This is a genomic window from Candidatus Cloacimonadota bacterium, from assembly GCA_034722995.1.
GTDB lineage: Bacteria > Cloacimonadota > Cloacimonadia > JGIOTU-2 > JGIOTU-2 > JAGMCF01.
Window position 1 is genome coordinate 1 of the sequence record JAYEOL010000007.1, and the last position, 26,816, is coordinate 26,816.

Here is a 26,816-nt window from a genome sequence, read left to right on the forward strand (position 1 = left end):
CGGATGTTAAAGAATTAAAAGGTTTAAAAGTTGATTCCGTATTCGTTGGCTCCTGTACTAACGGGAGAATTGAAGATATGCGTTGGGTTGCTGAAATTCTTAAAGGAAATAAAGTAGCTAATGGTGTTATGTTGAGAATAGTTCCTACCACAAAAGAGGTTTACGGACAGATGCTTAAAGAAGGTTTGATACAAGTTCTTTATGATGCTGGAGCAATTATTTCAAATCCAGGTTGCGGCGGATGCGCTTCTGGACAAATTGGAATGACAGGTAAAGGCGAGGTGCAGATTTCAACTGCTAATAGAAATTTTCTTGGAAAACAGGGAGACGGAGACACCTATCTCGCAAGTCCAGTTACAGCAGCTTTTGCAGCAATTAATGGAGAATTGTAATTTATGAATAGATTTGTTAATCATTTTATATTTATATCAGTTTGTATCATATTTGTTATAATAGGATGTTCTAAAGAAGGTTCAACTATTGAAATTGATCCTTATATTTACATACACGGGAAAATAAAAAAAGGAGAGTCTCTTTATTCAGAATTATTGAGTAACAATATTGATGTCACAGATGCGTATAAGATTACTAACTCTTTGAATAAAATATATAATTTGAAATTTACACATCCCAATGACAGTTTTTTGGTTAAAGTTGACACTCTTAATCAAGTTCAAGTATTAGAATTTTATCCAGATATATTAACAAAATACATTATCAAAAGAGATACAACAGACAACTTTATTTCATTCAAGGAGAATATTGACTACAAAAAGGATATAAAATTTGTATGTGTAAATATTGAAACTTCCTTATATGAAGCATTTGTTGATAATGGACTAAATCCAGAATTGGCAATGGATTTAAGTGACATTTTTCAATGGGACATTGACTTTTTTATAGATACCAGGAAAGGGGATAGCTGTAAGATTGTTTATGAAGTTTTTGAAAATAAAAATAATAAAGTATTAAAATATGGAAACATCTTAGCCACTTCATATAAGGGGAAAAATTTTGATTTAACAGCTTACTATTATAGCAATGGAAATAAATATCATAGTTATTATGGTAAGGATGGAAGATCATTTCAAAAAGCATTTTTAAAATCACCCTTAAATTATTCTTTTATCAGTTCATATTTTGGGATGAGATTACATCCAATAACAAAAAAATATTGGCTTCATAATGGAGTTGATTATGCTGCAAGATGGGGTACTCCTGTTCAAGCCTCCTGTGATGGAGTTGTCATTCATAAAGGATGGAAAGGAGGACATCCAACTCCACACGGAAATACAGGCGGATACGGTAATACTATTATGATTCGTCATGCTAATGGATATAAGACATTATACGGACATCTTAGCAGATATGCTCGCGGCACTAAAATTGGAACAAGAGTAAAACAGCATGATATAATAGGTTATGTCGGCTCTACAGGATGGTCAACAGGGCCACATCTTCATTATACGATTTATCAGTATGATAAAGCAATTAACCCACTAAAACTAAAAAATGTATCAGGACCACCAATACCTAAAGAATTACGGATGGATTTTAGTAAGGTTGTTTCTACAATGGATAAAATATTACAAAACGAAGATATGAGTATTGTGTCATCAATTTAAAGTAAGAAATAAGAAAATTATATGGAGTGCTGGAACGAGAATCCACCAGCTGGTGGAGACGAATTTTCAGCAAAGCGGTACAGACGAGAAGTTCGCCCTCCCGATAAATCGGGAGGACTCGTTTTCACACTCCGAGAAGCATATTTAAAAAAAAATCAAAAAAATTGACAGAAGAATAAACCAAGTTCCAATCTATCCCAAAATGAAAAGAGAAATTAGACTAAAAGGCAAAATCTGGTTGATAGCTGACTCCAATAACAATTTAATAAATGATATAGATACAGATATGATTTTTCACAATAAATATTTAGCAATTACAGATATAAATCTGATGGGGCAATATACATTTGATAATCTTGAAGGATGGAAGGATTTTGCCCAAAAAGCAGCAAAAGGCGATATCATAATTGTTGGAAAAAATTTTGGCTCAGGTTCCTCCAGACAACAAGCAGTTGATTGTTTTAGATCTCTTGGAATTCAAGCAATATTAGCAGAATCTTTTGGTGCAATTTATAAACGAAATGCCATAAATTCTGGACTGCCAATTTTTACAATTAAAAAGATAGATTTGACAAAACTTATTCAGAGAGACGAATTAGAGATAGATTTAGAAAATGGAAAAACCTCATCCCAATATATTGAACTTAAGCCATTTTCAAAAGTGCAGATGGATATTTATCAAGCAGAGAATTTATTTGAGTTTGGAAAACAAAATTTATGATTAGACAAAAGCAGATAAACGAAATTATAAAAATTATCGTCAAAGGATACAAGCCTGAAAAGATAATTCTTTTTGGCTCTTATGCTAATGGGAATCCTACAGAAAATAGTGACTTAGACCTGCTGCTGGTGAAAGAAAGTAAACTTCCTAGATATAAAAGAGCCAGAGCAGTCCATAGGTTATTTGTTCCATATCCGTGTGCAATGGATATAATAGTTTATTCTAAAAGCGAAATAAATAAGTGGAAAGATATAAGAAATTCTTTTGTTTACGATGTATTAAAAAATGGAAAAGTATTGTATGAGCAAACTGTTGTGACACAAAAGAAGCATTTGAATTAGCCAAAGAAGTAAAAGAATTTGCATTATTAAAAATAAAGTAATTATTCAGAAAGGAACAAAAAAGTGAAAATTTATATGAAAATCCTTTTTCTTCTTACAATTCTATTTTTCCTTTTTAGTGGAATTGTAAGTGCAAAGTTACTTCCTAATGATGAACCTGTAACAGGGCTTAAAGTAGAAGATGTTCCCTATGATGATGGCGGGGGCTTGAGCCTTAGTTGGAAACCTTTACATAAGGATAAAAAAATTATTGAATATCGTGTCTATCGTGGAGTTACACCCGACTCTCTCTTTTATATCGGCAAGATACCGGTGAATGCGAAAACAGGTGTTATTGGCGATACAATGAGATATACTGACCAAGGATGGACTTTTTTTGTTGATGCAACCTCCAAAGCAAAGCTTAAAAAAGAAAAAGGACAGCGAAAAGGTGAAATTGGATATGATGTTCTGTATCGTAGAATGCCACGAGATATGAATGTATATGGACCCTTAATGAAAAAGTATAGAATTTTATGCGTTATCCCCAATAAACAGTATTTCTATAAAACCAAAATGAAGGAATTTACTGAAATAGATACAACAGAAGAAGGTGAGGTTGATACCACTTCAACAATATTGGCTGGTTTAAAACTTAGGCAATTTAAATATATTTTATCTAAACATGTTGTTGGCAAAAAGTATTACTATGCAGTTCAAGCAGTTAATTCAAGTAGAAGAACTTCCCCGCTTTCTGAAATTGTTGCTGGTGTAACAACTGATGACCCACCAGAAAAATTGAAGGAATTTTATGCCGTTGTTTATTTGGATACAAATGAAATACGTTTTGAATGGACTTTGCCCGCATTTGCTGATGACCAGAAACAATTCAATATATATCTTTACGATGAGAATGATGAACAGCATAAAATCTTTACTCGCCCAGATGCCTATCCCTATACCCCACAAACAAATGCAATTGTTCCTTTTGATTCTATAAAAGCTAATTTTAAAGCGTTTAATCCTGCTAACTTGAAATGGTATAAATTCAATATTGGTGAACAAGATAGGAAAGATCAAGAAACACTTGCAAAAGATGAACCCATCTCTGCAGAAATAACCACAACCGATATTTTACCAAGTGCCCCTGAATATTTTACTGTAGAAGATAATCCTTATGATAAAGGCGACCAAATCAGGATTTATTTTGATAAGCCTTATTTTGGAATTTCAAAGCTAACCTATAATGACGATTTTACTAAATTATTTGTAAGCTACTTTATTAAAGATAATGACCTTTTCAAAGTTAAACGAATTACAATTAGTATAAATGGAACAAAACATACTGAATATGTTCTTGATAATAAAGCAAAATTCAAAGTTAATTGGGATTATCAGGAGCCAATGACAATTTCTGCAACATTTAAATACAGTAATAAAGCAAAAAAATTATATAAAGATGTAAGATTACCAGAAAATTACTCTGTATCACATACTTTCTATTATGATGAAGATATGGAATTGGTAAGAGTGCAGGAACCTTCAGAAAAGAAATATAGTTACCAGGTTTATAAGTACAATAAGGACAGCGATGTATATCGTTTTCCAAAACTTCTATCCTATATGGAAAGAGAATATTTAGACAGAGTTAGGTATGAAGAGGTTGTATTTCGTGGCAGACCAAAATTTGCTTCTGGTGATAACAGGCTTTATGTATCAACCTATTTAGATGTTGGAAATTGGAAAGAAGAGCAACCATACTATGTAGAACAGCTTTATCTTGAACAAGTAGAAAAATTTAAGAAAAATTTAACAAAAGAGATTCAAAAGTTAGAAAAGAAAGCGGAAGCAGCTACATCTGAAAAAGAAAAACAAAAAATTGAAAATAAAATTGAAACATACAAGACTTATTATTTTGAAGATATTCCTCCTGTTGTAAAACTTGCGAATGAGCAAAAAACTGACAAAGCCAGAATGAAAATATTGGATAAACAGCATTGTCACAGCAAACGAACCTTTAAATATTATATCAGAAAGACAGACGGGAAAGGATATTTTGTTGATACGGAAGTTTATATGAAAGAAGATGGAGAGCAGTATTTCTTTCCTATACCTAATTGGTATAACAATCGTCTGACCATAGTTTTAATTTCCGTCTTACTTTTTGCTGCTTTAGTATATATTATGGTTAGAGCTGCTCGCAAAGGAAAGAAACTATATATAAGGCCAATCGCTGGCATTGAGGAAATAGATAATGCTTTAGGAAGAGCCACAGAGATGGGAAGGCCAATTCTATTTGTTCCAGGATTAAGTAGTATCAGCGATGTCGCTACTCTAGCAGGACTTGCAATTCTAAGTAGAGTTGCAAAGAAAGCTGCTCAATATGATACAAAAATTCTTGTGCCTGTTAGAGATTATATTGTATTGCCAATTGCACAGGAGATAGTGAAAGAAGCACACTATGAAGCAGGCAGACCAGATACTTATGATAAGAATAGTGTATTCTTTATTACAACTGCACAGTTTGCTTTCGTCTCTGGTGTTAATGGTATTATGATTAGAGAAAAAACCGCTACAAATTTCTATATGGGAATGTTCTGGGCAGAATCTTTGCTTATGACTGAAACTGGCAGTATGACAGGTGCAATCCAAATTGCTGGAACGGATGCAGTATCACAATTGCCTTTCTTTATTACAACCTGTGATTATACATTAATCGGTGAAGAATTATATGCCGCAAGTGCATATCTTTCCAGACAGCCCCTTATTCTTGGCACCTTGAAAGCTCAAGATTATATGAAATTATTGATAATAATTTCAGTTGTAGTTGGAACCTTTCTGTCTACAGTACATTTAACATTTTTTATGAATTGGTTTCCAATTGAATAGGAAGTAGAAAGTAATCCTCGTTCCAAAGCCCCTGCTTGGGAGCGCAAGTGAAAGGAGAAATAAATGAAAAGAACAGTACCTTTATTAATTGTTATGATTTTGGGATTTCTTTTTGTTGGTTATGTCTTTATTCCCCACAAAATATATGCTGATTTCTATGATTGGTATATGAAATGGATAAAAGTAATCGGTCCTTTTGCTGTTGTATTAGGAGTAGGAAGTCTGGTCATGGTTCATACATCAAAAATAAAAAGGAAAGTACCCAATTGGGGATACAGTACAGTTACTATAGGGGCATTAATTATAACTACTCTTACAGGATTTATTTGGGGCATTCAGGAAGGAACACCTTTCAGGTGGATTTTTAAGTACTTCAATGTTCCAATGGGTGCTACTATGTTTTCATTACTTGCATTCTATATAGCATCAGCTGCATATAAAGCCTTCCGTGCACGTTCTGTTGAAGCTACTGTGCTGTTAATTGCTGCTGTTATTGTGATGCTTGGCAGAGTTTCTATTGGACAGGCGATTACTCATTGGATTCCTGATGCGACTGAATGGATTTTAAATGTGCCTAATTTAGCTGCAAAAAGAGGAATTGGCTTAGGTGTTGGTTTGGGTATGACAGCCACTGCATTAAAGATTATGTTAGGAATTGAACGGACATATCTGGGTGGCGGAAAATAAGGAAAGGAGAACAAATGAAATTTTCCGAAAACTTACAAAAGGTTGATAGAAGATATATCTATATCGTAGTTGCTCTTGCAGTAATTCTTCCTCTTATTTTTCCCCTCGGATTAAAGACCTATACGACTACACCTGTTGAAAATCTGTATAGACACATTGATGCTATTGCAGGCAGAGATGATAAAGCAATTCTGATTGACTTCCTTCATGACCCATCAGTTATGCCAGAGTTATATCCTATGGAAATTGCACTCATAAGGCATTGTTTTGCAAGAGACATTAAACTGTTTACAATTTCCTGGATAGCAACAGGTGCTCCAATTATTGGAATGGCTCTCTCGGAAGTTAAAGAAGACTTCCCAGATATTAAAGCAGATATAGATTATTGCGATTTCGGATTTAAGCCATATGCTTTAGCAATACCAATTATTCTCGGAATGGGCGATGACATTGTAAAGGCAGTAGAAACAAATAGTGAAGGTAGCAAACTGGAAAATTTACCAATAATGAAGAATATTAAAAATTATGATAATATCCAAATTGTAATGCAAATATCGGGTTCTGCTTACGGATATCTATGGTATACTTATGCCCGTCCAAGATTTGGTGTGGATGTTGGTGTTGGTGTTACTGCTGTTATGGCAGCTGATGCATACCCTTTCATGCAAACAGGACAATTACTTGGCAGTATGGGTGGATTAAAAGGTGCAGCAGAATATGAAAAATTAGTTGATATTTTTGCTATGCAAGGTATTGATTATAGCAAGAAAAAAGCAAGAGATATTGCATGGAGTTCAAAACAGTATTCACTATCAAATATACCATATAAATACAAGAAAGCAAGAATTGGTATGGATGCACAAGCAGTTGTGCATGTTCTGATAATTCTGTTTATTATAATTGGGAATATTGGATATTTTATTGATAAAAGAGCAGAAAAAAAGCGAAAGTATGCTAAGTAAGGAGAGAAAATGACTGAAATTATTGGAATCTGGATTGCTGCATTTTTAACTTTGTGTATGTTTTCTTTTCTATACAAAGATAATCCATTTTATAAATTTGCAGAACACCTTTTCGTCGGTGTTACTATGGGGTATGCAATTCCACTTACATGGAATAGTGTATTTATACCTTATACATATGAACCCTTATTTCTGAAAAAAGAGTATATTCTTATTATTCCTTTTATTATTGGTATGATGTACTGGTTTAGATTTTCTGGGAAGCTTAGCTGGCTTAGCAGATATCCTATTGCATTTGGAATGGGCATTGTTGGAATGAGTGTTCCTATGTCTATGCACGCAAACGTGTTAGTTCAAATGAGAAGTATGATGCTGCCTCTAAATAATATTAATATTATTCTTATATTTATTGGAACTGTTAGCATTTTGTGTTACTTCTTTTTCTCAAAAGCACATACAGGGGCTTATGGAAAATTTACCTCTATCGGTATCGGGTTTATGATGATTGGTTTCGGTGCATCTTTCGGTTATACTGTAATGGCTCGTATTTCTTTACTCATCGGAAGAATAGAATTTCTTTTGGAAGAGTGGTTACATTTACTTTAAGTAAAAACAGATAAAAAAAATAGCACAAAGGCATATCTTATGGATGGAAGTTTATTATTATGTCTTTGTGCTTTTTATTTCTGGTTGAACTAGTTAAAATGCTTGAATTGGTTAATCCTCAGGTTTCTACCAGAGGTAGAGAAATCTACCAGCAAAATTCAGTATGATATTCATCATTAATGCGTTTTAACGGCTAAATTACAAAAATGAAAAGAAAAGTCGTTCAAGTTGTATTTATCATTCTTATTATCGCTATCGCTTATTTCCGTATTTCAAATGATAGAAATAAACCAATAAAAGAAACAAGGGTGGCTTTAGGTACTTTTGTAACAATTAACATACAGGATAAAAATAAAAAAAATAAAACAATTATTGACTCATCTTTTTCTTTAATTAATAAATATGAGAAGCAGTTATCCATTTTAACTCCAAATAGTGAAGTTAGTAAAATAAATACCTCAGAGAAAAATGAAATACAAATTTCAAGCGATGTTAAGAATTTAATTGATGAATCTCATAAAATCAGTGAATTGTCAAATGGTGCATTTGATATAACTATTGGAGCAATTTTAGAAAAATACGATATTGTAAATAAGATTATGCCTGATTCAAATGAGATAAAAAATATGCTCAATCTTGTTGACTATAAATATTTGCAAACAAATAGTGATACACTTATTAAAAAGAAAAAGAATATTCATCTTGATTTAGGTGGTATCGCAAAAGGATATATTGTTGATAAAGTGATAGAATATTTAACATCACAAGGAATTCAGTATGCAGCAGTTAATGCTGGTGGAGACCTCTTTGTATTAGGAAACAAAAAGAATGATGTATGGAAAATCGGTATCAGGCATCCCCGTTCTGAAGATGAAATATTTGGTGAAGTGTCTTTAAAAAATATGTCAATTGTAACATCTGGCGATTATGAACAATTCTTTTTTGTGAATGGGAAAAGAATTCATCATATTCTTAATCCAAAAACCGGGTTTCCTGCTGATAAATCAATAAGTGCCACAGTAATTTGTCCTGATGCAACTACTGCAGATGCACTTTGTACAGCTATCTTTGTAATGGGACCACAAACTGGAACTTCTCTCATCAATAATATTGAAAATGTAGAAGCCATAGTAATTTATGAAAAAAATGGAAAATTGCAGTATAAATTATCGGATGACTTTAAAAAGTATAATTTTCACTGTAGTGAATAATAAACACCGAATAACGAATATTGAATGATGAATAATGAATAGTGAATGACCCCAGTGAAGAAATCCCGATATATCCGTTCTCTGTAGTCCCGATGATCCCCGATTTAATCGGGGAGGACGAAGGGTGAATCGGGACACGGGCAGGCTCAATGGCTAAATATAAAGACATTCAAAATCAACAAGATAAACGGGAGATAACAATAAATAAAGTCGGCGTAAAAGGATTAAAGTATCCGATAGTTTTAGAAGACAGGAAGTATGGGAAACAGAATACCACTGCAGCTGTTAATATGTATGTTGAATTGTCTTCGAATTTTCGTGGTACGCATATGAGTAGATTCGTTGAAATTCTAAATCATTATCATAAAGAAACCATTGTTGATAATCTTGAAAACCTGCTTTTAGAAATGAAGAAGAAATTAGATGCAAATATCGCATATATTGAATTTGAATTTCCATATTTTATAAAAAAGCAAGCCCCTGTTTCAAAAGAGGAATCGCTAATGTCATATAATTGTAAGTTTGATGCAAAGTTAGATAAAAAATTTCAATTTGAGATGTCTGCTACTGTTCCTGTTATTAGTCTTTGCCCTTGCTCAAAGGAAATTAGTGATTTTGGGGCTCATAATCAGAGAACTTATGTTACAGCAAAAATAATGTATAAAGATTTCGTTTGGTTAGAAGAATTAATAGAAATAATTGAGAAATCGGGGAGTAGTGAATTATATTCAATGTTAAAAAGAGCTGACGAAAAATATGTCACAGAAAAATCTTATAATAATCCAAAATTTGTAGAAGATATTGTTCGTGAGGTTGCAGAAAAATTAAAGAATGACAAAAGAATTACTTTTTACAAAGTTGAAGCAGAAAGCATTGAGTCTATTCATAATCATAATGCGTATGCGATGGTGAAGGGGTAATAAGTTAAATGTTAGAAGTAATAAGTTAGAAGTTAGTCCCACGATTTAATCGAGGATAATTGAGTACACAAAATATCAAGAACAAAAATAAATAATGAAAAAGTTTGTGTCAGTTCGTGTTAGTTAGTGGCAAAATTTTAGACATGAAAACTTTAGGAATAGATATTGGCGGAACTAATATCAAATATGGAGTTATTCAATGCGAATTACAAATTAGAAATTATAAATTAAAATTTAAAAATTCAGTAAAAACAGAGGCTTCAAAAGACAAAGAATTTATTATTAAGAAAATTATTTCAATAATTGAGAAATGTAAAAATGATTATGATATAAACTCCATAGGCATTGGTGTTGCTGGACTTGTTGATTATAAAAAGGGGATTATTTTTGAATCACCCAATCTTCCGGATTGGAAAGATATAAATCTAAAAAATGAATTGAAAGTAGTAAATCTGCCAATATTTATTGATAATGATGCAAACTGTTTTGCTTATGGTGAGTATTTACTCAGAAACGATAAAACAATAAGAAATTTAATTGGAATCACGCTTGGAACTGGAATTGGTGGTGGACTGATTATTAATGGAAAACTTTATCATGGAAATTATGGCTTTGCTGCAGAGATTGGCCATATTAAGGTTGTGCCAGATGGCAGAAGATGCAACTGCGGGCAGAATGGATGCTTAGAAGCCTATTCTTCGGGTTTTGCAATTGAAAAAAAGAGTAAAGAAATCTTTGGCGAAAAAATCGCAGTTAGTTCACTTTACAAAATGGCTTTAAAAGATAATAGAAATGCAATAGAGATATTCAATGAAGCATTTGAAAAACTTGGAATCGTTTGTGCAGGATTAATAAATTTGCTTAATCCTGACATTATTGTTTTTGGAGGTGGACTTTCTAATATGAGAGAATTTCTTTTGATTCCTGTAAAAAAAGTTATTCAAAAGAATTGCTATAAGAAGTTATATGAGAAAGTAAGGATTGAAGTAAGCCAGAGTGATATTGATTCAGGAATTATCGGTGCCGCTTATTTGCTTCATAGTAACAAATAAAATTCAATAACCAACAATAACAAAGGAAATTACTAAAATTATCTAAACAATAGATTGGAATAATTTGTAAGAGTGGCAAAATATACACTCAAAATAGGTAAACCCATTTATAATAAAATCAATAGTCAAATGAATTTTCATCGCATAAGGTTAGGATAATTTTAGTATATTATCAATAAAATTTGTGTAAAATTCTGCAAAGAATTTTTATTATGTCTGGAAATCCTTTTATAGAAGCAGTTAAATGACTAATTAAAAATATCAAATTTCTAATAATCCCGACTTGTCGGGACAAATATCAAATTTACTCCATTAGATAATTTTACTATGTGAGATAGTAAAAATCTAATATGAGGAATATCTAACGGGGTGAACAAATATAAAAGAATTATTCTTCAGAGATTTTGTTTTGGTATGATTGGACATTCTTGCCCCGTTAGATATTAAAGATGGTAGGAAGTATAACTTTCTTGGAGTAGAAAGGTGTTAGTACCTAAATTGGAAAATATAAATTCTTTATCTAACGGGGTGAAGGCTTTGTCATTTTATTTGATATTAGGAATTTGGGATTAGAAATTATTGGCTTTATTACTGATTAATATTTCCTGTTTGGTTCTCATTGCTGGTTCAGGTATGTCACCTGAATCAAAATGTTTAGGTTCTCCCGAAGGCTTTCGGGACAAACTTGAACCAGCAAGGGGTAATTATATCAATCTTTAATAATCATCTATTATATGATGACACCCAATCGATTTTTTATTGTGGGTTGCAGCATTTACAATTATCAAAGCATTAACCACAACATTCCGCAATTCAATAATATTACCGCTTAACTTTGCATCTTGATAAAATTTGAAGATTCTATGCGCATAATAGTTAAGGTCAGCGCGAGCACGTTCAAGTCCTCTTTTTGTTCGTATAATACCAGCATAATTCCACATTGTCAGTTGAACTGCTTTTAAATCCTGTTCAAGTAAAAGAGGATCGAATTCAATTTGTTTTTTAGGTGTTGACCAATTTGGAATGGACTGAAAACGTTCTTCATCAATTTCTTCACCCTTACTTATAATATCATTAGAAGCACTTTTTGCCCATAGTAATCCTTCTGCAAGTGATGAAGAAGCTAATCGGTTTGCTCCATGTAATCCAGTACAGCTTATTTCACCAATTGCATATAAATTTTTTAATGAAGTTCTTCCGCAAGTATCTACCTTTATGCCTCCACAGAAATAATGCGCAGCCGGAACAATTGGGATTGGTTCTTTTGTAATATCTATTCCACCTTTTAAACAGGTATTATATATTTTTGAGAATCTTTTTGGCATTTCTTCAGAACCATTATAGTAGTTTTTCAAATCTAAAAGCATATAATCTACACCTGCTTTCTTCATCTCAGTATAAATAGCACGAGCAACAATATCACGTGGAGCAAGGTCTTTTTGCGAAGAATAATTTTTCATAAACTGTCTTCCTTGATGATCTATAAGTCGTGCACCTTCTCCACGCAATGATTCTGAAATAAGAAATCTCTTTATATCTTTATGATAAAGTGCTGTTGGGTGGAATTGTATTAGCTCTGCATTAATAATATCTGCCCCACTTCTATATGCCATGCTCATCCCATCACCAGTTGCAGAAACAGGATTCGTCGTATGCTGATACAGGTTCCCAATCCCACCTGTAGCTACTATTACTTTATGTGCCAGAAATGTTCTGACTGTCCCTTTTTTATTATCCAGCACATAAACACCCATAACTTCTCGAGATTTATACAATTCCTGGTAATCTCGCGAGTGATGATTATTGGTTATAAGGTCAATTGAAGTATGGGAAGTGAGTATTTGCACCCCAATACTTTTTGCATATTGAATAAGAGAGTTTTCGAGTTTTTCACCTGTATAATCCGAGCAATGAAGAATACGATTTGTAGAATGAGCAGCTTCTTCAGTATAATCAAATTCCCCTTGTGGTGTTTTGCTGAAATCAACATTTAGTTTATTAATAAAAAAGTCATTCACAAGTTGTGGACCTTGTTCAGCAAAAATCTTCACTGCTTCAATACTATTATAATTACTCCCGGCAGATAGAATATCTTTCATCAAAGCGTCAGAGCTATCATCTTTTTTCCATCCAATGACGCCACCCTGTGCACAATTTGTATTCGTTTCATGGATATCCTCTGTTTTGGTTAGAGCGATAACATCAAAGCCGGCTTCTTTTAAGAAAATTGCAGCAGAAAGACCAGCAATGCCAGTCCCAATTACTATAACATCAAATTTTTTTCTCATTTATTATCCTCAACAATTGAGAGCATATTTTGCATTGCTTTTTTTGCATCAGTCCGATATTCATTAGGAACAGTTACTTCATACAGCAGTCTATTTTTTTCTGGATATTGTAGTATAGATTGTAATGACTCATAAACATTCTGAAATGTGATTCTTCCCATATCTTCACAACAAGACAACTTTAAAGGTAGGATTGTTTTGTTTGAAAAGTTTTGAGCCATTCTTTCAACAAAATGATACTCTGTGCCTACCCCCCAAATGCTACCTTCAGGAGCATCTTTTATTGTATTAAGAATAGTTTGTGTTGAACCCACAAAATCGCTTTGCAAAACTACCTCTTCATCGCATTCAGGATGGACAATAATTTGTATATTCGGATACTGTTCTCTAAGTCTTCTTATATCTTCAACAGTAAACTTTTTATGAACATAACAATAGCCATCCCATAGAAAAATTCTTGCATTTTTAATAGAACCTTTACATAGAAGACTAAGATCCTTTTTAACAACAACAATTTGATTTTCAGGGATTTTTAGCATTCTGGCTGAATTGATACCAAGATTATAATCAGGAGAAAAAAATACAACTTTTCCCTGATTCAAATATGTATTTATTATTTTACATGCATTAGAACTTGTACAGGTTGCTCCATTATATTCACCACAAAAACTTTTCAAAGCTACATTGGAATTCACATAGGTAACTGGTGCTACTTCACATGCACAAAGAGAACTGATTTGTTTGTAAATCTCTTTAGCAATTTGCGCATCTATCATTTCTGCTAAAGGACAGCCAGCCAAAAGGGTTGGCATGAGAACTTTCTGGTTTGGTTTTGCCAAAAGCCTGGCACCTTCCGCCATAAACTTTACACCGCAGAATAATATGAAATCCGCATGAGTTTTACTACAATCTTTTGCAAGTTTATATGAATCTCCAACAATATCTGCTTGGGCAATAATATCTGATTTTATATAATGATGTGCAGGGATAACCACTGAATCTTTCAGCGTCTTTTTCAGTGATGTGATGGTTTGTATTATATCCTGTAAATTCATAAACTATTTCTTTTCTTTTCGCAAAGAGAAGTCAAATGCTTTAACTGAATGTGTTAATTCACCAACAGAGATAAAGTCAACACCTGTCTCTGCAACATCTTTGATGCGTGATAATGCCATGTTTCCAGACGCTTCAACCAGTGTTTGTTTATTAATTATTTTCACAGCTTTTTTCATCATTTCTAATGGCATATTATCCAGCATAATATAATCAACCTGTGATTTAAGTGCTTCTTTTACTTCCTCCAGATTTCGTGTTTCAACCTCAATTTTTATAGAAGGATTCACCTTACTTTTAACTTTTGAAACAGCATTTATGATGCTTCCTGTACCATCAATATGATTATCCTTTATCATCACCATATCATATAAGCCCATTCTATGATTCTTGCCACCTCCGCATAGAACTGCATATTTTTGAAATGCACGAAATCCAGGGATTGTTTTTCTTGTATCAAGAATTTTTGCTTTGCCACCGGTTTTTTCTACAAATGCTGCTGTCTTTGTAGCAATTCCACTCAAATGGGAGAGAAAGTTAAGTGCTACTCGTTCTCCTTTTAAAATACTTCTTATCTTTCCATAAATTTTTGCGATAGAATCTCCTTTTTCTATTCTATCACCATCATTTTTGTCAAACTTTACTATACAGTCAGAATCAAGCTTTTGAAATACAGCCGTAAAAATTTTACAACCACAAAGTATCCCAGAATCTTTTGAGATGAGAATATATATTCCCTGTTCCTGGTCAAAAATAGATTTTGTGGTGATATCTCCACTTTCAGAAAGGTCCTCTTGTAATGCATTCTCAATAAGTATATTGAGGGTGTCTAAGTTAATAAAATCCTTTATTTTATTCATTATTAGACAGTGTTCATTTAACCTGATTTATTTTCTCATCTTTTTATAATTAGCAAATGAAATTCTTAAAGATGGATTTGAATCTTTTTCAGATTTAAAAGTATCCATATTTTGTACTTTTTTTCTCTCATCTTATATTACAAATATAAATTTCTATTAAGTATGTTGTCAAGTAACAATTAGAAGATTTTTCAGACCCAATCATTTAAATACTCCCCAATAATTATTTAATATAAATGAGATTTTTTTCATTAGGTTTAAACCTAACAAACTTTTAGACCTTCTATACACCCTTTAAATAAAATATATTTCTGCTGAATAATATTTATAACATACCTATAAAAATCAATAAAAAATATAATAAATTTGACAAAGGAATTTATTATTTTTTTTTGTAGTAAAATTTCAACTTTAATCATAATTATGTAGTTAAATAGAGCTTTGAGATTTTTTAATATGAAAGAATTGAAAAAACTAAACAAAACTGATCACCATTTAAAAGAAATGTCTCAAATAGGTGGCCCTTCTTTTAAGGGCAAACACTTTGATTTCTTAAAAGTGTTTTTTATACTAACTTTCATTGATAGGTATTCCATTCTTGCGTAAATATTTTGAATGGAAATTTTATGTTAATCAGGATACAAAAAAAAAATTACGGAGGATTTCAATGAAAAAGATACTATCTATAGTTATCTTATCACTCTTATTCATTCTACCCTATGCATTATTTGCAGCTGAAACTGGCACTATTGCAGGAAAAGTTGATATTGAAAAAACCGGAAGACCCTTATCAGCAGCTAATGTGATTATTGAAGATACTAGCATAGGAGTTTTAACTAAAGCTGATGGTAGTTTTATTATGAAGAATGTTCCAACTGGCACTTATACTGTAACTGCCAGTTTTTTGGGATATGAAAAACAAACCAAAACAGTAGCAGTAAAGTCTAATTTAACAACAACTGTTATGTTCTCATTAAGAATGAAACCAATTGGTATTCAAGGAATTACTGTTATTTCTGATAGAGCAAAAATTGAAACTCCTATAGCATTTACAGATATTGACAAAGAAGAAATTACTTCAGGTCTTGGTTCACGTGACATTCCACTCGTTCTTACAAACACTCCAAGTGTTTATTCCACCTGCCAGGGTGGTGGAGCAGGCGATGCTCGTGTAAATATCCGTGGATTCAACCAGAGAAATGTGGCTGTTATGATCAATGGCGTTCCAATTAATGATATGGAAAATGGATGGGTATACTGGTCAAACTGGGACGGTCTTGGCGATGCAACATCATCTATTCAGGTGCAAAGAGGATTAAGTGCTGTAAACCTTGCTGTTCCTTCTATTGGTGGAACTATGAATATGATTACGGACCCAAGCAAAATGAGCCAAGGTGTTGATTTTAAACAAGAATATGGCACATCAGGTTTTAATAAGAAAACTCTTACAGCAAATTCTGGCTTAGTTAGTGACAAATATGCCTTTAGCCTTAATGTTACTCGAAAAACTGGTAATGGTATAATTGATAAAACCTGGACTGATGCCTGGTCTTATTATCTTGCCACAAGCTATAATATTAATGAAAACAATCGTCTTGAATTCTATGCTGTTGGTGCTCCTCAAAAACATGGACAGAATCTTTACAAACAAAATATGGCTGCGTATAATCATGAATATGCTAAGGAACATTCGGGCTTACCAGACAGTGTTCTTGCTGATTATCTTGCTGATAAACCTCAATCTGAAGCTGGAATGTTTTATAATCAAAACTGGAATGTTGTGAATCCTGATTATAAGGGAAAACAATGGTGGAATGGTGGATTACACAATAGATATTCACCCGATTTCATAAATGAAAGGGAAAATTTCTATCACAAACCACAAATTAATTTGAACTGGTATACAAAATTAAATGAGAAAATGAATGTTTATTCTGTGTTGTATTATTCAGGAGGAAAAGGTGGAGGGACAGGAACTTACGGAAATGTAATAAAGGATTATTCCGGACCATCCCCAATCGTAGATTGGAATACAACAATAGAAAATAATCTTGCTGACACCACGGGTAATATAGGTGTTCTTCGTAATAGCAGAAATAATCAGTGGACCATTGGTGCATTATCCAAAGTAAAATATACACTCTCTGATAAGATCAAAACTTCACTTGGTCTAGACTGGAGAACTGCAGAGATTGACCATTTCCGAGAAGTACGCGATCTACTTGGTGGTGAATATTTATATTACACAGGTAATGAATTTGATACTAATGAAGTAGATTATCATAAAGGTCTTGGTGACAAGATCGCTTATTATAACACAAATAATGTAGATTGGATTGGTGGATATGCTCAGGGAGAGTTTTCCCTAGGTCCTTTAAATACTTATGGAATGGGTGGACTTTCCAGCATTAAATATTCTTATGAAGATCATTTCAGAGCTTCTGACACGCTATCAACTGGAGCTCCTGATCCAAATAGTGACCCATTTACTTCAGAAACAGATTGGCTACCTGGCTTCCAGTTTAAAGGTGGCTCAAGTTACAGATTGACAGATAACATTGGTATATTTGGTAATGCCGGTTATGTTAACAAATGTCCGATATTTGATGAAGTAATTGACGATTATGATGGAACAGTAGCCGACAATCCCGAAAATGAAAAATTTACTGATATTGAAATCGGAGCTAATTTTGTTGGTCTGGGCGGATTGCTGAACATTAAGGGTGATTTTTATTACACTAATTGGATTGATCAAATCAAAACAAGAGGTGTAGAAGATTCACTTGGTAATGAAGGTATCATATTCCTCAGAGGTATGGATTCTCGTCATGCAGGAATAGAATTAGAACTACGCGCACAACCAATTCCATTGGTAAAATTTGATGCTTCTTTCTCCAAAGGAGATTGGATTTATACGAACGATTTCAGTGCTACTTATAAAAATTGGGTTGATACGGTTACGGTAATTGATACTTTGACATGTTATGTTAAGGACCTCAAAGTTGGTGATGCACCTCAAACACAACTTGCCTTAGAAACAACATTATTTCCTGTTGAGGGTTTGAGAGCTACTATCTCCTATAAATATTTCTGTGATTTTTATGCTTCATGGGATCCTTTCAGTCGACAAGATCCAAATGATAGAAAACAAAGTTGGAAAATTCCAGCTTACAGTCTTGTAGATCTTCATTTAAGTTATAAACTTCCTACTGTTGTAAAAGGATTAGATATTGAAGCCTTTACTCATATATTTAATTTATTTGATGAAGTCTATGTTCAGGATGCAACAGATAACAGCTACTACAATGGTTATGATACGGGACAATATCCTCACACTGGTAGTTCCGCAGAGGTATTCTTCGGACTTCCAAGAAGATTCAATGCTGGTTTGTCAATCAAATTGTAATTCAAAATAGATACTAAATTAAACCCTCAAGGTCTTCGGCTCTTGGGGGTTTTTTATGAGCAGTTTAAAAGTTGTATAACTGTATGATTAGTTTAATAGATAAATGATTGATTGAGAAACAATGATATTCAAAATTTATCTGACAAAGTTTATCGTAATAGTTTTTTAATCCTATCTCATTGCTGGTTCAGGTATGTCACCTGAATCAAAATGTTTAGGTTCTCCCGAAGGCTTTCGGGACAAACTTGAACCAGCAAGGGGTGTGTGTATATTTAAGATGATGTATGTTATTAAAATTCAATAAGTTTTATCAACCTCTCTTTTACTTCCCTAAAATCTTTACAATAATAATCTGTTACTCTTTTAATCTTTTCCCCTTCAGGTTTTGTGTGTTCATCTTCAATAGAAAAGACAGTCATTCCGGCATTTTTTGCTGCTTTCACGCCAACATATACATCCTCAATCACAATGCAATTGGAAGGATTTACATCTAATGCAGTTGCAACTTTCAGATAAATATCTGGAAAAGGTTTTCCTTTAATATTTTGACATCCGGCAACAATACAATCAAAAAAATGTAATACATTATTTGCCTTTAATACTGCGTTTGCAAGGAATTTTGAATTACTGGTTCCAAGACCAATTTTTATATTCTTAGCATACAAATATTCTAATAATTTTTTGGCACCTGATTTTAGACTGATATTGTTTTCATAATGCATTTTTACCGTATCAGTCCATTCTTGCATTATTTCATCAATTGAGTCTGGTAAATTAAATTTTTGTTTGAAATATTTTGCAACTTCAATAAAACTATCTCCATGTTCCATATCCTGAAATAAATTATCTGGAACTGGCAGACCTCTTTTACCAAGATATTCTTTATCTACTTCAGCCCAGACTCCCATAGAATCAATCAAGGTTCCATCTAAATCAAAGATTACAGCTTCTATTTTCATCTGAAAATACCTCACCCAGAGATGCAGAGTTCGCAGAGAAAATCTGATAACTCTACTGAAAATCTCTTTACCACAAAGAGCACAAAGAAAATAAATATACACCCTCATTCCCAAGTCCTCCCCAATTGTCACTCTCATTCCCAAGCCCCAGCTTGGGAATGCTTAAGGCAAGCACTCCAAATAATATATATATGTTTATTTATGTTTCTGTCAACTTGGCTCTGATTTTTGCACTTAGCATGTCCATTATCCAGACTACTAAAGCAATAAGCCATATAAGTATTCCTACATTATGCCAGCGAAGAAGCTGTTGCTGTTGTAGAAGAAGTAGACCTATTCCTCCGCCTCCGACAAATCCAACAATTGTTGCCATCCGAACATTAATATCCCACCTGTAGATTGTAAATGCAAGATATGGAGAAATAATTTGTGGAATAATTGCATATATCCAGGTTTGTAATGTGCTGGCTCCAGTTGCTTTGATTGCTTCTACTGGACCTGTGTCTATATTTTCAATCTGTTCTGAATACAACTTTGTAAGAGCAGCAATTGAATGTATCATCAAAGCAAGCATTCCTGCAAAAGGTCCAATGCCTACCCATACACTGAAAATTATCGCCCATACAAGAGCTTCAATAGAGCGAAATATTGTCGCAATAGTTCTAACAATAACATAAACAGTATTTCCAATAAATGTCTTTGGCATCAGGTTTCGTGCAGCAAAAAAACTTAATACAAAAGCAAAAGGGATTGCAAACACTGTAGCAAGTAAGGCTAAATAAATCGTTTCGGCAAGTGCTGTTAGACTCATTGTGAGAATATCAAAATTTGGGTCAAAAATTCCTGACATTATGCCGCCAGCATTTTTGAACTGCATAAAGAATTTAATAAAGTCAACTTCAACCAGGTTCCATCCGACAACAAAGGTTACTAACAAACCGGTAACAATAAACCAGCCCCAAAAACTTTTGAACCATTTATGAATAGTTCGTCTTGATGGGAAAAATGCTTTTCTGCCAAGAGAATTTCCAATGAAAAAGAACAAAATTGTAAAAATGAATACACCTAAACCAATAAACTTATTGTCTATACGAAAGTTAAACCATCTATACGCAAGAAAGCAAAGACAACCAAAGATGTAAACCCAGAACAGCAAATCAAGTATAATTGCTTTAAATATAGATTTTATTTTATTATATCTTTTCATCGGATTTTCACTTCTTCAGTTTCTTCCCCATAGATTTCTTTAAATCGTTTATCGTCAATATCAGTTGGTCTTCCGTCAAAAACAATTTCACCATCTTTCAAAGCCACAACCCTTGTACCATATTTTCTTGCTAAACTTAAAAAATGCAGAGAGCAAATCACAGTCATATTATCTTTTTTATTTAATTCGCCTAAATATTTCATAACAGAGTCAGCTGTGGCTGGGTCTAAACTTGCGACAGGTTCATCAGCTAAGATAAGACGAGGATTTTGCATTAAAGCCCTTGCTATTGCGACTCTTTGTTGCTGTCCACCACTTAAATTTTTTATCTTTTTATTACTAAAATCTCTTAGACCAACTCGCTTAAGATTTTCCAATGCAAATTTTACATCATCTTTATGGCGGCTAAATGTTATTGAATGACCGAGTGAAACATAACCAAGCCTGCCTGTAAGAACATTTGTTAATGCACTGAGATTTTTTATCAAATTAAACTGCTGAAAAATCATTCCAATATGTCTACGAATTCGTCTAAGGTTTTTGCCCTCAGCTTTAACAACATCCTCATTGTTAATGATAATGTCTCCAGAAGTTGACTCAATTAATTTGTTCAAACAGCGTAGAAGTGTTGATTTACCAGAGCCAGATAATCCAAGAATGATTAAAAATTCACCCTCTTTAACAGTTAGATTTATACCTTTTAAAGCGTGAGTTCCACCTGAATAAATTTTGTGTAGGTCTCTTATTTTTACGATGTTTTTCATTTAATAAGGTTTGATGCATCAACTTCAAGGGTTTTCAGAGCTTCTCTTACTACATCATAATCAGAATCATTTGCTCGGACAAAATTATCAATATCCAAAAGTCTCACTAATGTTTCGTGTCCTTCTTTTGTATTGGCAAAGTTTAAAAGCGCTTGAATAATTTTTTCTTTCATCCCAGGAGGAAAACCTTTTCTAAAAGTAACAGTATCGTTTGGGATCCAGTCCGTATAACCAATTATTTTTGTTTTTTTGATAACATCAGGATATGTATCCATGACAGCTCTACGAGCATCACGTACCATACCATCCTTACCAGGTGGAGCCCAAAAAGTGCAACCTACATCAGCGGTTCCTTGATATACAGCTAAGATTGCTTGAGGATGTCCACCAGCAAAAAAACTTCTTCTTGGCTTAACCTCTTTTTGTTTTAAAATCGCTGAAGGATAAATATAACCTGACGCTGAAGCAGCGTCAGTATAAGCAATTATTTTACCATTAATATCCTCAATAGTATTAATGTCGCTATCAGTTAGTGCAACAAATTGCCCGCGGTATTTTTCAAGACCTTTACGAACTACTGTAAGAGCTACCTCTGCATCAAACTTTTCATTTGCTAAAACATAAGCAAAGGTTGCCAGCCAGGCAATATCAGTTTCTTTTGTTCCCATTGCTTCTATAACCGAAGCGTAACTTGTGGGAACTGCTACTTTGAAGTGATAACCAGTTTCTTTTGTTAAAAAGTCAGCCACTGCTGTCCCGCTCGTTACAATTTTTCCAGCTTCCATTGAAGGAACGAAATACATTTTTATAGGATTCTTTTTTGAACCTAATGGAGCTTGCTTAGCACATCCAGAAAAAATGATTATCAGTATAATGAATAGTCCAAAATATTTCTTGAACATAATATTACACTCCTTTTTGGGAAATTTTCTTAAGATAAGATTTGGCAATTTAATTTTTCTATGTCAATTAAATTGGGAAAAATTAAATTCTTTAACCATTGCAAAGGGTTTTTAAAGTTTAAGTATGGACACTAATTAAGAGAATTCGTATTCTTGTTAGTAAAATATAAATAAAAATATTCAGCATTCACCTTTTTCTAAAATCAAAATTCTTTACAGAATTTGTAAGCATGATAATGAATTGTCTTAATATTCTTAAATATAATTAATAGTGATAACTGACCATTATGTAATATAAAATAAGTATATGAGGTTTTGACGAAAGGAAAGAATGGTAAAATATTTATTTTTTGGATTTTACGCTTTATTCCTATTAGGTATTGGAATATATGGGATGAAGCGGACAAAGACATTCAGTGATTTTTTCTTAGGGTCAAGAGCAATAGGACCGTGGCTTTCGGCATTTACTTATGGAACTGCATATTTTAGTGCTGTAATTTTTGTTGGCTTTGCAGGCAAAATTGGGTGGGGATTTGGATATTCCGCCTTATGGGTTGCAATTGGAAATGCGTTAATCGGAACTTTATTTGTTTGGGCTGTTATGGGGAAAAGAATCCGTAAGGCATCTATAGAAATGAATGCTTATACAATGCCCGAATTTTTACAAGTAAGGTATAAATCAAATTTTTTAAAGATTTTTACTGCTGTAGCAATTTTCGTCTTTCTTGTTCCTTATGCTGCGTCTGTATTTATGGGACTCAGTTATCTTTTTGAAATCAATTTTAATATTAAATTTGAGTATATTCTCATTCTTATGGCAGTATTAATCAGTCTATATATGATTTTAGGTGGTTTTAAATCAGTAGTTTTGGTTGATGTAATTCAAGGCACAATAATGATTGTTGGTGTAATTCTTCTTGTTTATTTTTCAATAAAAAACGGTGGAGGTTTACCAGCAATAACAAATAAACTAAACAACATAAATCCAAAACTTTCTCAAGTGATTGGACCTCCTGGATTTTTCCCGCTTTTATTTATAGTAATTATTACAAGTGTTGCTCCACTTGCAATGCCACAATTGGTTCAAAAATTCTATTCAATAAAAGATGATAGGTCAATAAAAAGTGGGACAGTAATTTGTACGATTTTCGCAATCGTAGTTGCCGGTTCAGCATATTTTTTCGGCTCTTTGACAAGAGTGTTTCTCTCTCCTCAAACTCATCCAGAAATCTTTGCTGACAAAATACATTTTGTTGATAAATTAGTTCCAATGTTAATAAGAACAGTTATTCCACAAGGATTGAACTTTGTAATACTTTTATTAGTGCTTTCTGCATCAATGTCTACATTAGCAGCATTAGTTCTTGTATCAAGTTCATCTATTGTGAAGGATTTATATCATGGATTTGTTAAACCCAAAGCATCAGATAAAAAACTGAACTTATTGATGAGAATTATGTGTGCAGTTTTTATATTAGCTTCTGTATTCATCACTCTTTTAAGACCAGCAGTAATATTAACATTATTAGTAATTTCATGGGGTGCAATTGCAGCTGTTTTCTTGTCTCCTTTTATATATGGTTTATTCTGGAAAAAGGCAAGTAAAATCGCTGCTGAAATATCATCTGTTTTGGGGCTTGTCATAACACTGACATTATTTTTTATTTTGCCAAGAAATCAAATCCCATTTATTGCGACATTAGGTATGGGTGTACCAATGATTACATTTCCATTAATCGTTTGGGTTACAAGAAAAGAAGATAACAATTCTAAATGTAAAGAGGTTCTATGAATATAGCTTCAATAATTACTGGCATTATTATTTTAATTTTAGGCTTGGATGCTGTTGCCCAAAGAGTGAATCAAATTGGAAGGAAAAGAGTATTAAAAATATCCTATACAGCAATGGGTTTTGCTGCTGTTGTATTAGTTCTGGTTTTTCTATTTGGTGACAAATCTTATAAAAATTTTACTATAAATTGGGGGATAACAATCCTAATTACAGCTTTCTGGATTGTTAATATTCTTCCTTTAATGTTTCAAGCAAGTAAAAGCAGGTCTGCTGTTTTGACCAAACTAAAAACAAAGAATAAAAGTAGTAAATCAAGAAATAAAAAGAAAAGAAAAAGAAAGTAAAAATAAATGGTCATAACGCTTCGCTGCTAAAACGCTACGCTGTCATAATGGCTAAAGCCGTCATAAATGGTCAAAACGCTTCAGGCTACGGCCAGTCTTGGCTCCCGATGCGTCGGGAGACAGGCGCCCAGACGAGTCGCTGTCAAATGGTCAAACCACTTACTCTGTCATAACATAATAGCATTTGACGAGCTGAAGGCTCTTATGACCATTTTTGACTATTTATGACGATTCGCCAATTGGCGAATCATATGACCACATTTGACATCTTTGCACTTGCTATCGCATCAATATCATCTTCTTCGTCACAGAGTTATCTCCATAAATGAGCTTATAAAAATACACTCCTGGACTTACTTTATTCCCCTTCTCATCAGTCCCATCCCACACTATATCTGTCTTTACCCAGAAATTATCTCTCTTGCCATCATAAGTTTTTATAAGTTGCCCTTTTGCATTGTAGATTGATAATTTGTAATCTTTTATTCTTTCATAATCTGAGGAGATAAATGTTATTGTGGTAAATGAACTGAATGGATTAGGCTTATTCTGGAAAAGATATAATTTATTTATAAATGATGTATCTGGCTCATCTATTCCCTGTCCTTGCCATTCATAAGCTCCTATATCTATTATTCCATTGTATATTCTTGGTTGTCCAGCTAGGTCCAATTCTGGTAAGTTTAATCCAGTAGTATCTGGATTGCCAGCATCTATGCAGGGAGAACCTGGTAATAACTCATAACTGAATGGGTCTCCTCCAACAAATTGTGGAATAGAATCTATGTTGCCTTCAAGCCAGTTAATTGTGCCATTGTTGTTAGTATTTATTGCATTTATACTATCTTCAATATTTGTGTATGAAATGGTGACGGTATTAGGGTCACCCTGATAGTAAAACCAAATTTCATCTTCCGCAGGATTCCGCAAAATACAATTGATTAGAGTTACATTTGTGCGCCATGTTTGATTTATTACCCCTTTTGAACAATTTGAATTGTCACATATTGTGCAATTTATTAAGATTGGTCCTTCATCATAAAATCCGTTATATACACCAATCCCACTGGTTTCAAAATCACTATTATTAACAATTTTTGTGTTAATCAATATAGGATTGGATTGTGCCACACAGCTGATTGCTCCGAATCCACTCTCTTCAGGATTAATATTATTATCTTCTATAATACAATTTATAAACACAGGATTACTATTGTCATGTATTGAAATAGGTGAGTCATTCAAAAGCACTGAAGGATTTCCTCTTACAGTTACATTTTCAAATATAGGATTGGAATTATCCGAACAAAAAATACATGAGCCCATATAGGCAAAGTAATTTTTAATGATTATATTTTTTATTATTGGGTTTGAATTAGTTTTGATATACATTGCTCCACCAAATCGTGAACTTCCATTTTGTAAAGTCATATTTTCTATTAAAAGGTTATCATCATTACAGGCAACAATAAAATTACTTAGTTCTTCTCCATCAAAAATAGTGGTTTCTTCATTTTCACCAATTATTGAAATATATTCTTTACAGTTTAGGGCAAATTTTTCTCCTGTCAAAGAAGGTGAATAGATGCCACTTGTTACATGTATAGTATTTGAATTAAGACTATCTGAAACAATAAGGTTTAAAGCATAAGCTATAGTTTTAAGTGCTTCGTATGGAGTTAATCCGCTATTATTATTATTTCCATCAGGACTCACATATAAATCCTGATTGACTGGAGTAATTTTACTGTGTAAGATATTGAAGGTAAGATTGCCTGGTCCACGATTATAAGCGAAATGTGAATTCGGCTCAAGTACAGTAAAAGTATCTACAATAACATCAATATCTGGCGTTTCAAATATGTTTATATCACATCCCCGTCCAGCATAATTATTATACATATTGCAATGATGATTACTACTAAATTTTATGAATGATTCAAATAGATTTATGCCACCCCCAGAAATATAAGCATGGTTATCACATATGTTTGCATTTTCTAAAATGGCTTGACCATTGTCTATAGCAATTCCACCGCCAATATCTGCTTGGTTATTTTTAATAATACAGCTGTTTATTTTTGATTCTGAATTTTTAATAAATATTCCACCACCTAGAATGACAGTATGGTAGTATATTCCACTCCCATTTTGAATGGTAAAACCGCATAATACTGCTGTTGTGTCTTCTCCACTTTCAAAAGTAACAACACTACCATTATGGTTGCCATCGATTATGGTTTGATAT

General features: G+C 33.0%; 22 protein-coding genes. 14 read left to right on the forward strand and 8 right to left on the reverse strand.

What is annotated here, in order from left to right; genetic code table 11:
* The 11 genes from U9R23_00815 to U9R23_00865 all read left to right on the forward strand — a co-directional run.
* Window positions 1-392, forward strand: a 392-nt coding sequence (locus tag U9R23_00815) for an aconitase family protein (GenBank protein ID MEA3474980.1), incomplete at its 5' end; no start/stop codon positions are given.
* Between the two features lie 3 nt (window positions 393-395).
* Window positions 396-1,625 carry a M23 family metallopeptidase gene (locus U9R23_00820; GenBank protein ID MEA3474981.1) on the forward strand — a complete coding sequence of 410 codons (1,230 nt, stop codon included), beginning with the start codon at window positions 396-398 and terminating at the stop codon, window positions 1,623-1,625.
* A 202-nt stretch (window positions 1,626-1,827) separates the two neighbouring features.
* Window positions 1,828-2,346 carry a 3-isopropylmalate dehydratase gene (locus tag U9R23_00825; GenBank protein ID MEA3474982.1) on the forward strand — a complete coding sequence of 173 codons (519 nt, stop codon included), beginning with the start codon at window positions 1,828-1,830 and terminating at the stop codon, window positions 2,344-2,346.
* The gene (locus tag U9R23_00830) at window positions 2,343-2,687 is read left to right on the forward strand and encodes a nucleotidyltransferase domain-containing protein (protein MEA3474983.1); all 345 of its coding nucleotides are present in this window, start codon (window positions 2,343-2,345) and stop codon (window positions 2,685-2,687) included. Before U9R23_00825 ends, U9R23_00830 begins: the two co-directional genes overlap by 4 nt.
* A 75-nt stretch (window positions 2,688-2,762) precedes the next feature.
* Window positions 2,763-5,555 (forward strand): DUF6754 domain-containing protein, encoded by a 2,793-nt coding sequence (locus U9R23_00835; GenBank protein ID MEA3474984.1) that lies wholly within the window; start codon window positions 2,763-2,765, stop codon window positions 5,553-5,555.
* 63 nt (window positions 5,556-5,618) lie between these two features.
* The gene (locus U9R23_00840; protein MEA3474985.1) at window positions 5,619-6,242 is read left to right on the forward strand and encodes a hypothetical protein; all 624 of its coding nucleotides are present in this window, start codon (window positions 5,619-5,621) and stop codon (window positions 6,240-6,242) included.
* Between the two features lie 14 nt (window positions 6,243-6,256).
* Complete coding sequence (locus U9R23_00845) at window positions 6,257-7,204, forward strand: hypothetical protein (protein MEA3474986.1); 948 nt, start codon at window positions 6,257-6,259, stop codon at window positions 7,202-7,204.
* A gap of 9 nt (window positions 7,205-7,213) precedes the next feature.
* Window positions 7,214-7,810, forward strand: coding sequence for a hypothetical protein (locus U9R23_00850; GenBank protein MEA3474987.1), 597 nt, complete (start codon window positions 7,214-7,216; stop codon window positions 7,808-7,810).
* Window positions 7,811-8,016: 206 nt separating this feature from the next.
* A complete protein-coding gene (locus tag U9R23_00855) occupies window positions 8,017-9,021 on the forward strand; it encodes an FAD:protein FMN transferase (GenBank protein MEA3474988.1) in 1,005 nt (334 codons plus the stop codon).
* A gap of 149 nt (window positions 9,022-9,170) precedes the next feature.
* Window positions 9,171-9,941 carry a GTP cyclohydrolase FolE2 gene (gene folE2, locus U9R23_00860; GenBank protein MEA3474989.1) on the forward strand — a complete coding sequence of 257 codons (771 nt, stop codon included), beginning with the start codon at window positions 9,171-9,173 and terminating at the stop codon, window positions 9,939-9,941.
* Between the two features lie 143 nt (window positions 9,942-10,084).
* Complete coding sequence (locus U9R23_00865) at window positions 10,085-10,993, forward strand: ROK family protein (GenBank protein MEA3474990.1); 909 nt, start codon at window positions 10,085-10,087, stop codon at window positions 10,991-10,993.
* Window positions 10,994-11,709: 716 nt separating this feature from the next.
* On the opposite strand, the gene nadB is transcribed toward U9R23_00865, so the two are convergent.
* From nadB to nadC, 3 genes are read right to left on the reverse strand one after another with little or no spacing between them, the layout of a single operon-like run.
* Complete coding sequence (nadB, locus tag U9R23_00870; protein MEA3474991.1) at window positions 11,710-13,281, reverse strand: L-aspartate oxidase; 1,572 nt, start codon at window positions 13,279-13,281, stop codon at window positions 11,710-11,712.
* The gene (nadA, locus tag U9R23_00875) at window positions 13,278-14,336 is read right to left on the reverse strand and encodes a quinolinate synthase NadA (protein ID MEA3474992.1); all 1,059 of its coding nucleotides are present in this window, start codon (window positions 14,334-14,336) and stop codon (window positions 13,278-13,280) included. The genes nadB and nadA overlap by 4 nt, the downstream gene beginning before the upstream one ends.
* Before the next feature lie 3 nt (window positions 14,337-14,339).
* On the reverse strand, window positions 14,340-15,194 hold the full coding sequence (gene nadC, locus U9R23_00880) for a carboxylating nicotinate-nucleotide diphosphorylase (protein ID MEA3474993.1): 855 nt from the start codon (window positions 15,192-15,194) through the stop codon (window positions 14,340-14,342).
* A 667-nt stretch (window positions 15,195-15,861) separates the two neighbouring features.
* Between nadC and U9R23_00885 the strand changes: the two genes are divergently transcribed.
* On the forward strand, window positions 15,862-18,600 hold the full coding sequence (locus U9R23_00885) for a TonB-dependent receptor (GenBank protein MEA3474994.1): 2,739 nt from the start codon (window positions 15,862-15,864) through the stop codon (window positions 18,598-18,600).
* A gap of 290 nt (window positions 18,601-18,890) precedes the next feature.
* Here U9R23_00885 and U9R23_00890 read toward each other — a convergent pair whose 3' ends face one another.
* From U9R23_00890 to U9R23_00905, 4 genes are all read right to left on the reverse strand, one after another.
* A complete protein-coding gene (locus tag U9R23_00890; GenBank protein MEA3474995.1) occupies window positions 18,891-19,667 on the reverse strand; it encodes an HAD family phosphatase in 777 nt (258 codons plus the stop codon).
* 91 nt (window positions 19,668-19,758) lie between these two features.
* On the reverse strand, window positions 19,759-20,766 hold the full coding sequence (gene phnE / locus U9R23_00895) for a phosphonate ABC transporter, permease protein PhnE (protein MEA3474996.1): 1,008 nt from the start codon (window positions 20,764-20,766) through the stop codon (window positions 19,759-19,761).
* Window positions 20,763-21,530 (reverse strand): phosphonate ABC transporter ATP-binding protein, encoded by a 768-nt coding sequence (gene phnC / locus U9R23_00900; GenBank protein ID MEA3474997.1) that lies wholly within the window; start codon window positions 21,528-21,530, stop codon window positions 20,763-20,765. The genes phnE and phnC overlap by 4 nt, the downstream gene beginning before the upstream one ends.
* Window positions 21,527-22,432 (reverse strand): phosphate/phosphite/phosphonate ABC transporter substrate-binding protein, encoded by a 906-nt coding sequence (locus U9R23_00905; GenBank protein ID MEA3474998.1) that lies wholly within the window; start codon window positions 22,430-22,432, stop codon window positions 21,527-21,529. The genes phnC and U9R23_00905 overlap by 4 nt, the downstream gene beginning before the upstream one ends.
* A 331-nt stretch (window positions 22,433-22,763) precedes the next feature.
* Here U9R23_00905 and U9R23_00910 point away from each other — a divergent pair, with 331 nt between their 5' ends.
* Together U9R23_00910 and U9R23_00915 are read left to right on the forward strand one after the other, a co-directional pair.
* The gene (locus U9R23_00910; protein ID MEA3474999.1) at window positions 22,764-24,224 is read left to right on the forward strand and encodes a sodium/solute symporter; all 1,461 of its coding nucleotides are present in this window, start codon (window positions 22,764-22,766) and stop codon (window positions 24,222-24,224) included.
* Window positions 24,221-24,568 carry a hypothetical protein gene (locus U9R23_00915; GenBank protein MEA3475000.1) on the forward strand — a complete coding sequence of 116 codons (348 nt, stop codon included), beginning with the start codon at window positions 24,221-24,223 and terminating at the stop codon, window positions 24,566-24,568. Before U9R23_00910 ends, U9R23_00915 begins: the two co-directional genes overlap by 4 nt.
* A gap of 279 nt (window positions 24,569-24,847) precedes the next feature.
* Here U9R23_00915 and U9R23_00920 read toward each other — a convergent pair.
* A partial coding sequence (locus U9R23_00920; GenBank protein MEA3475001.1) for a choice-of-anchor Q domain-containing protein occupies window positions 24,848-26,816 on the reverse strand: 1,969 nt, incomplete at its 5' end.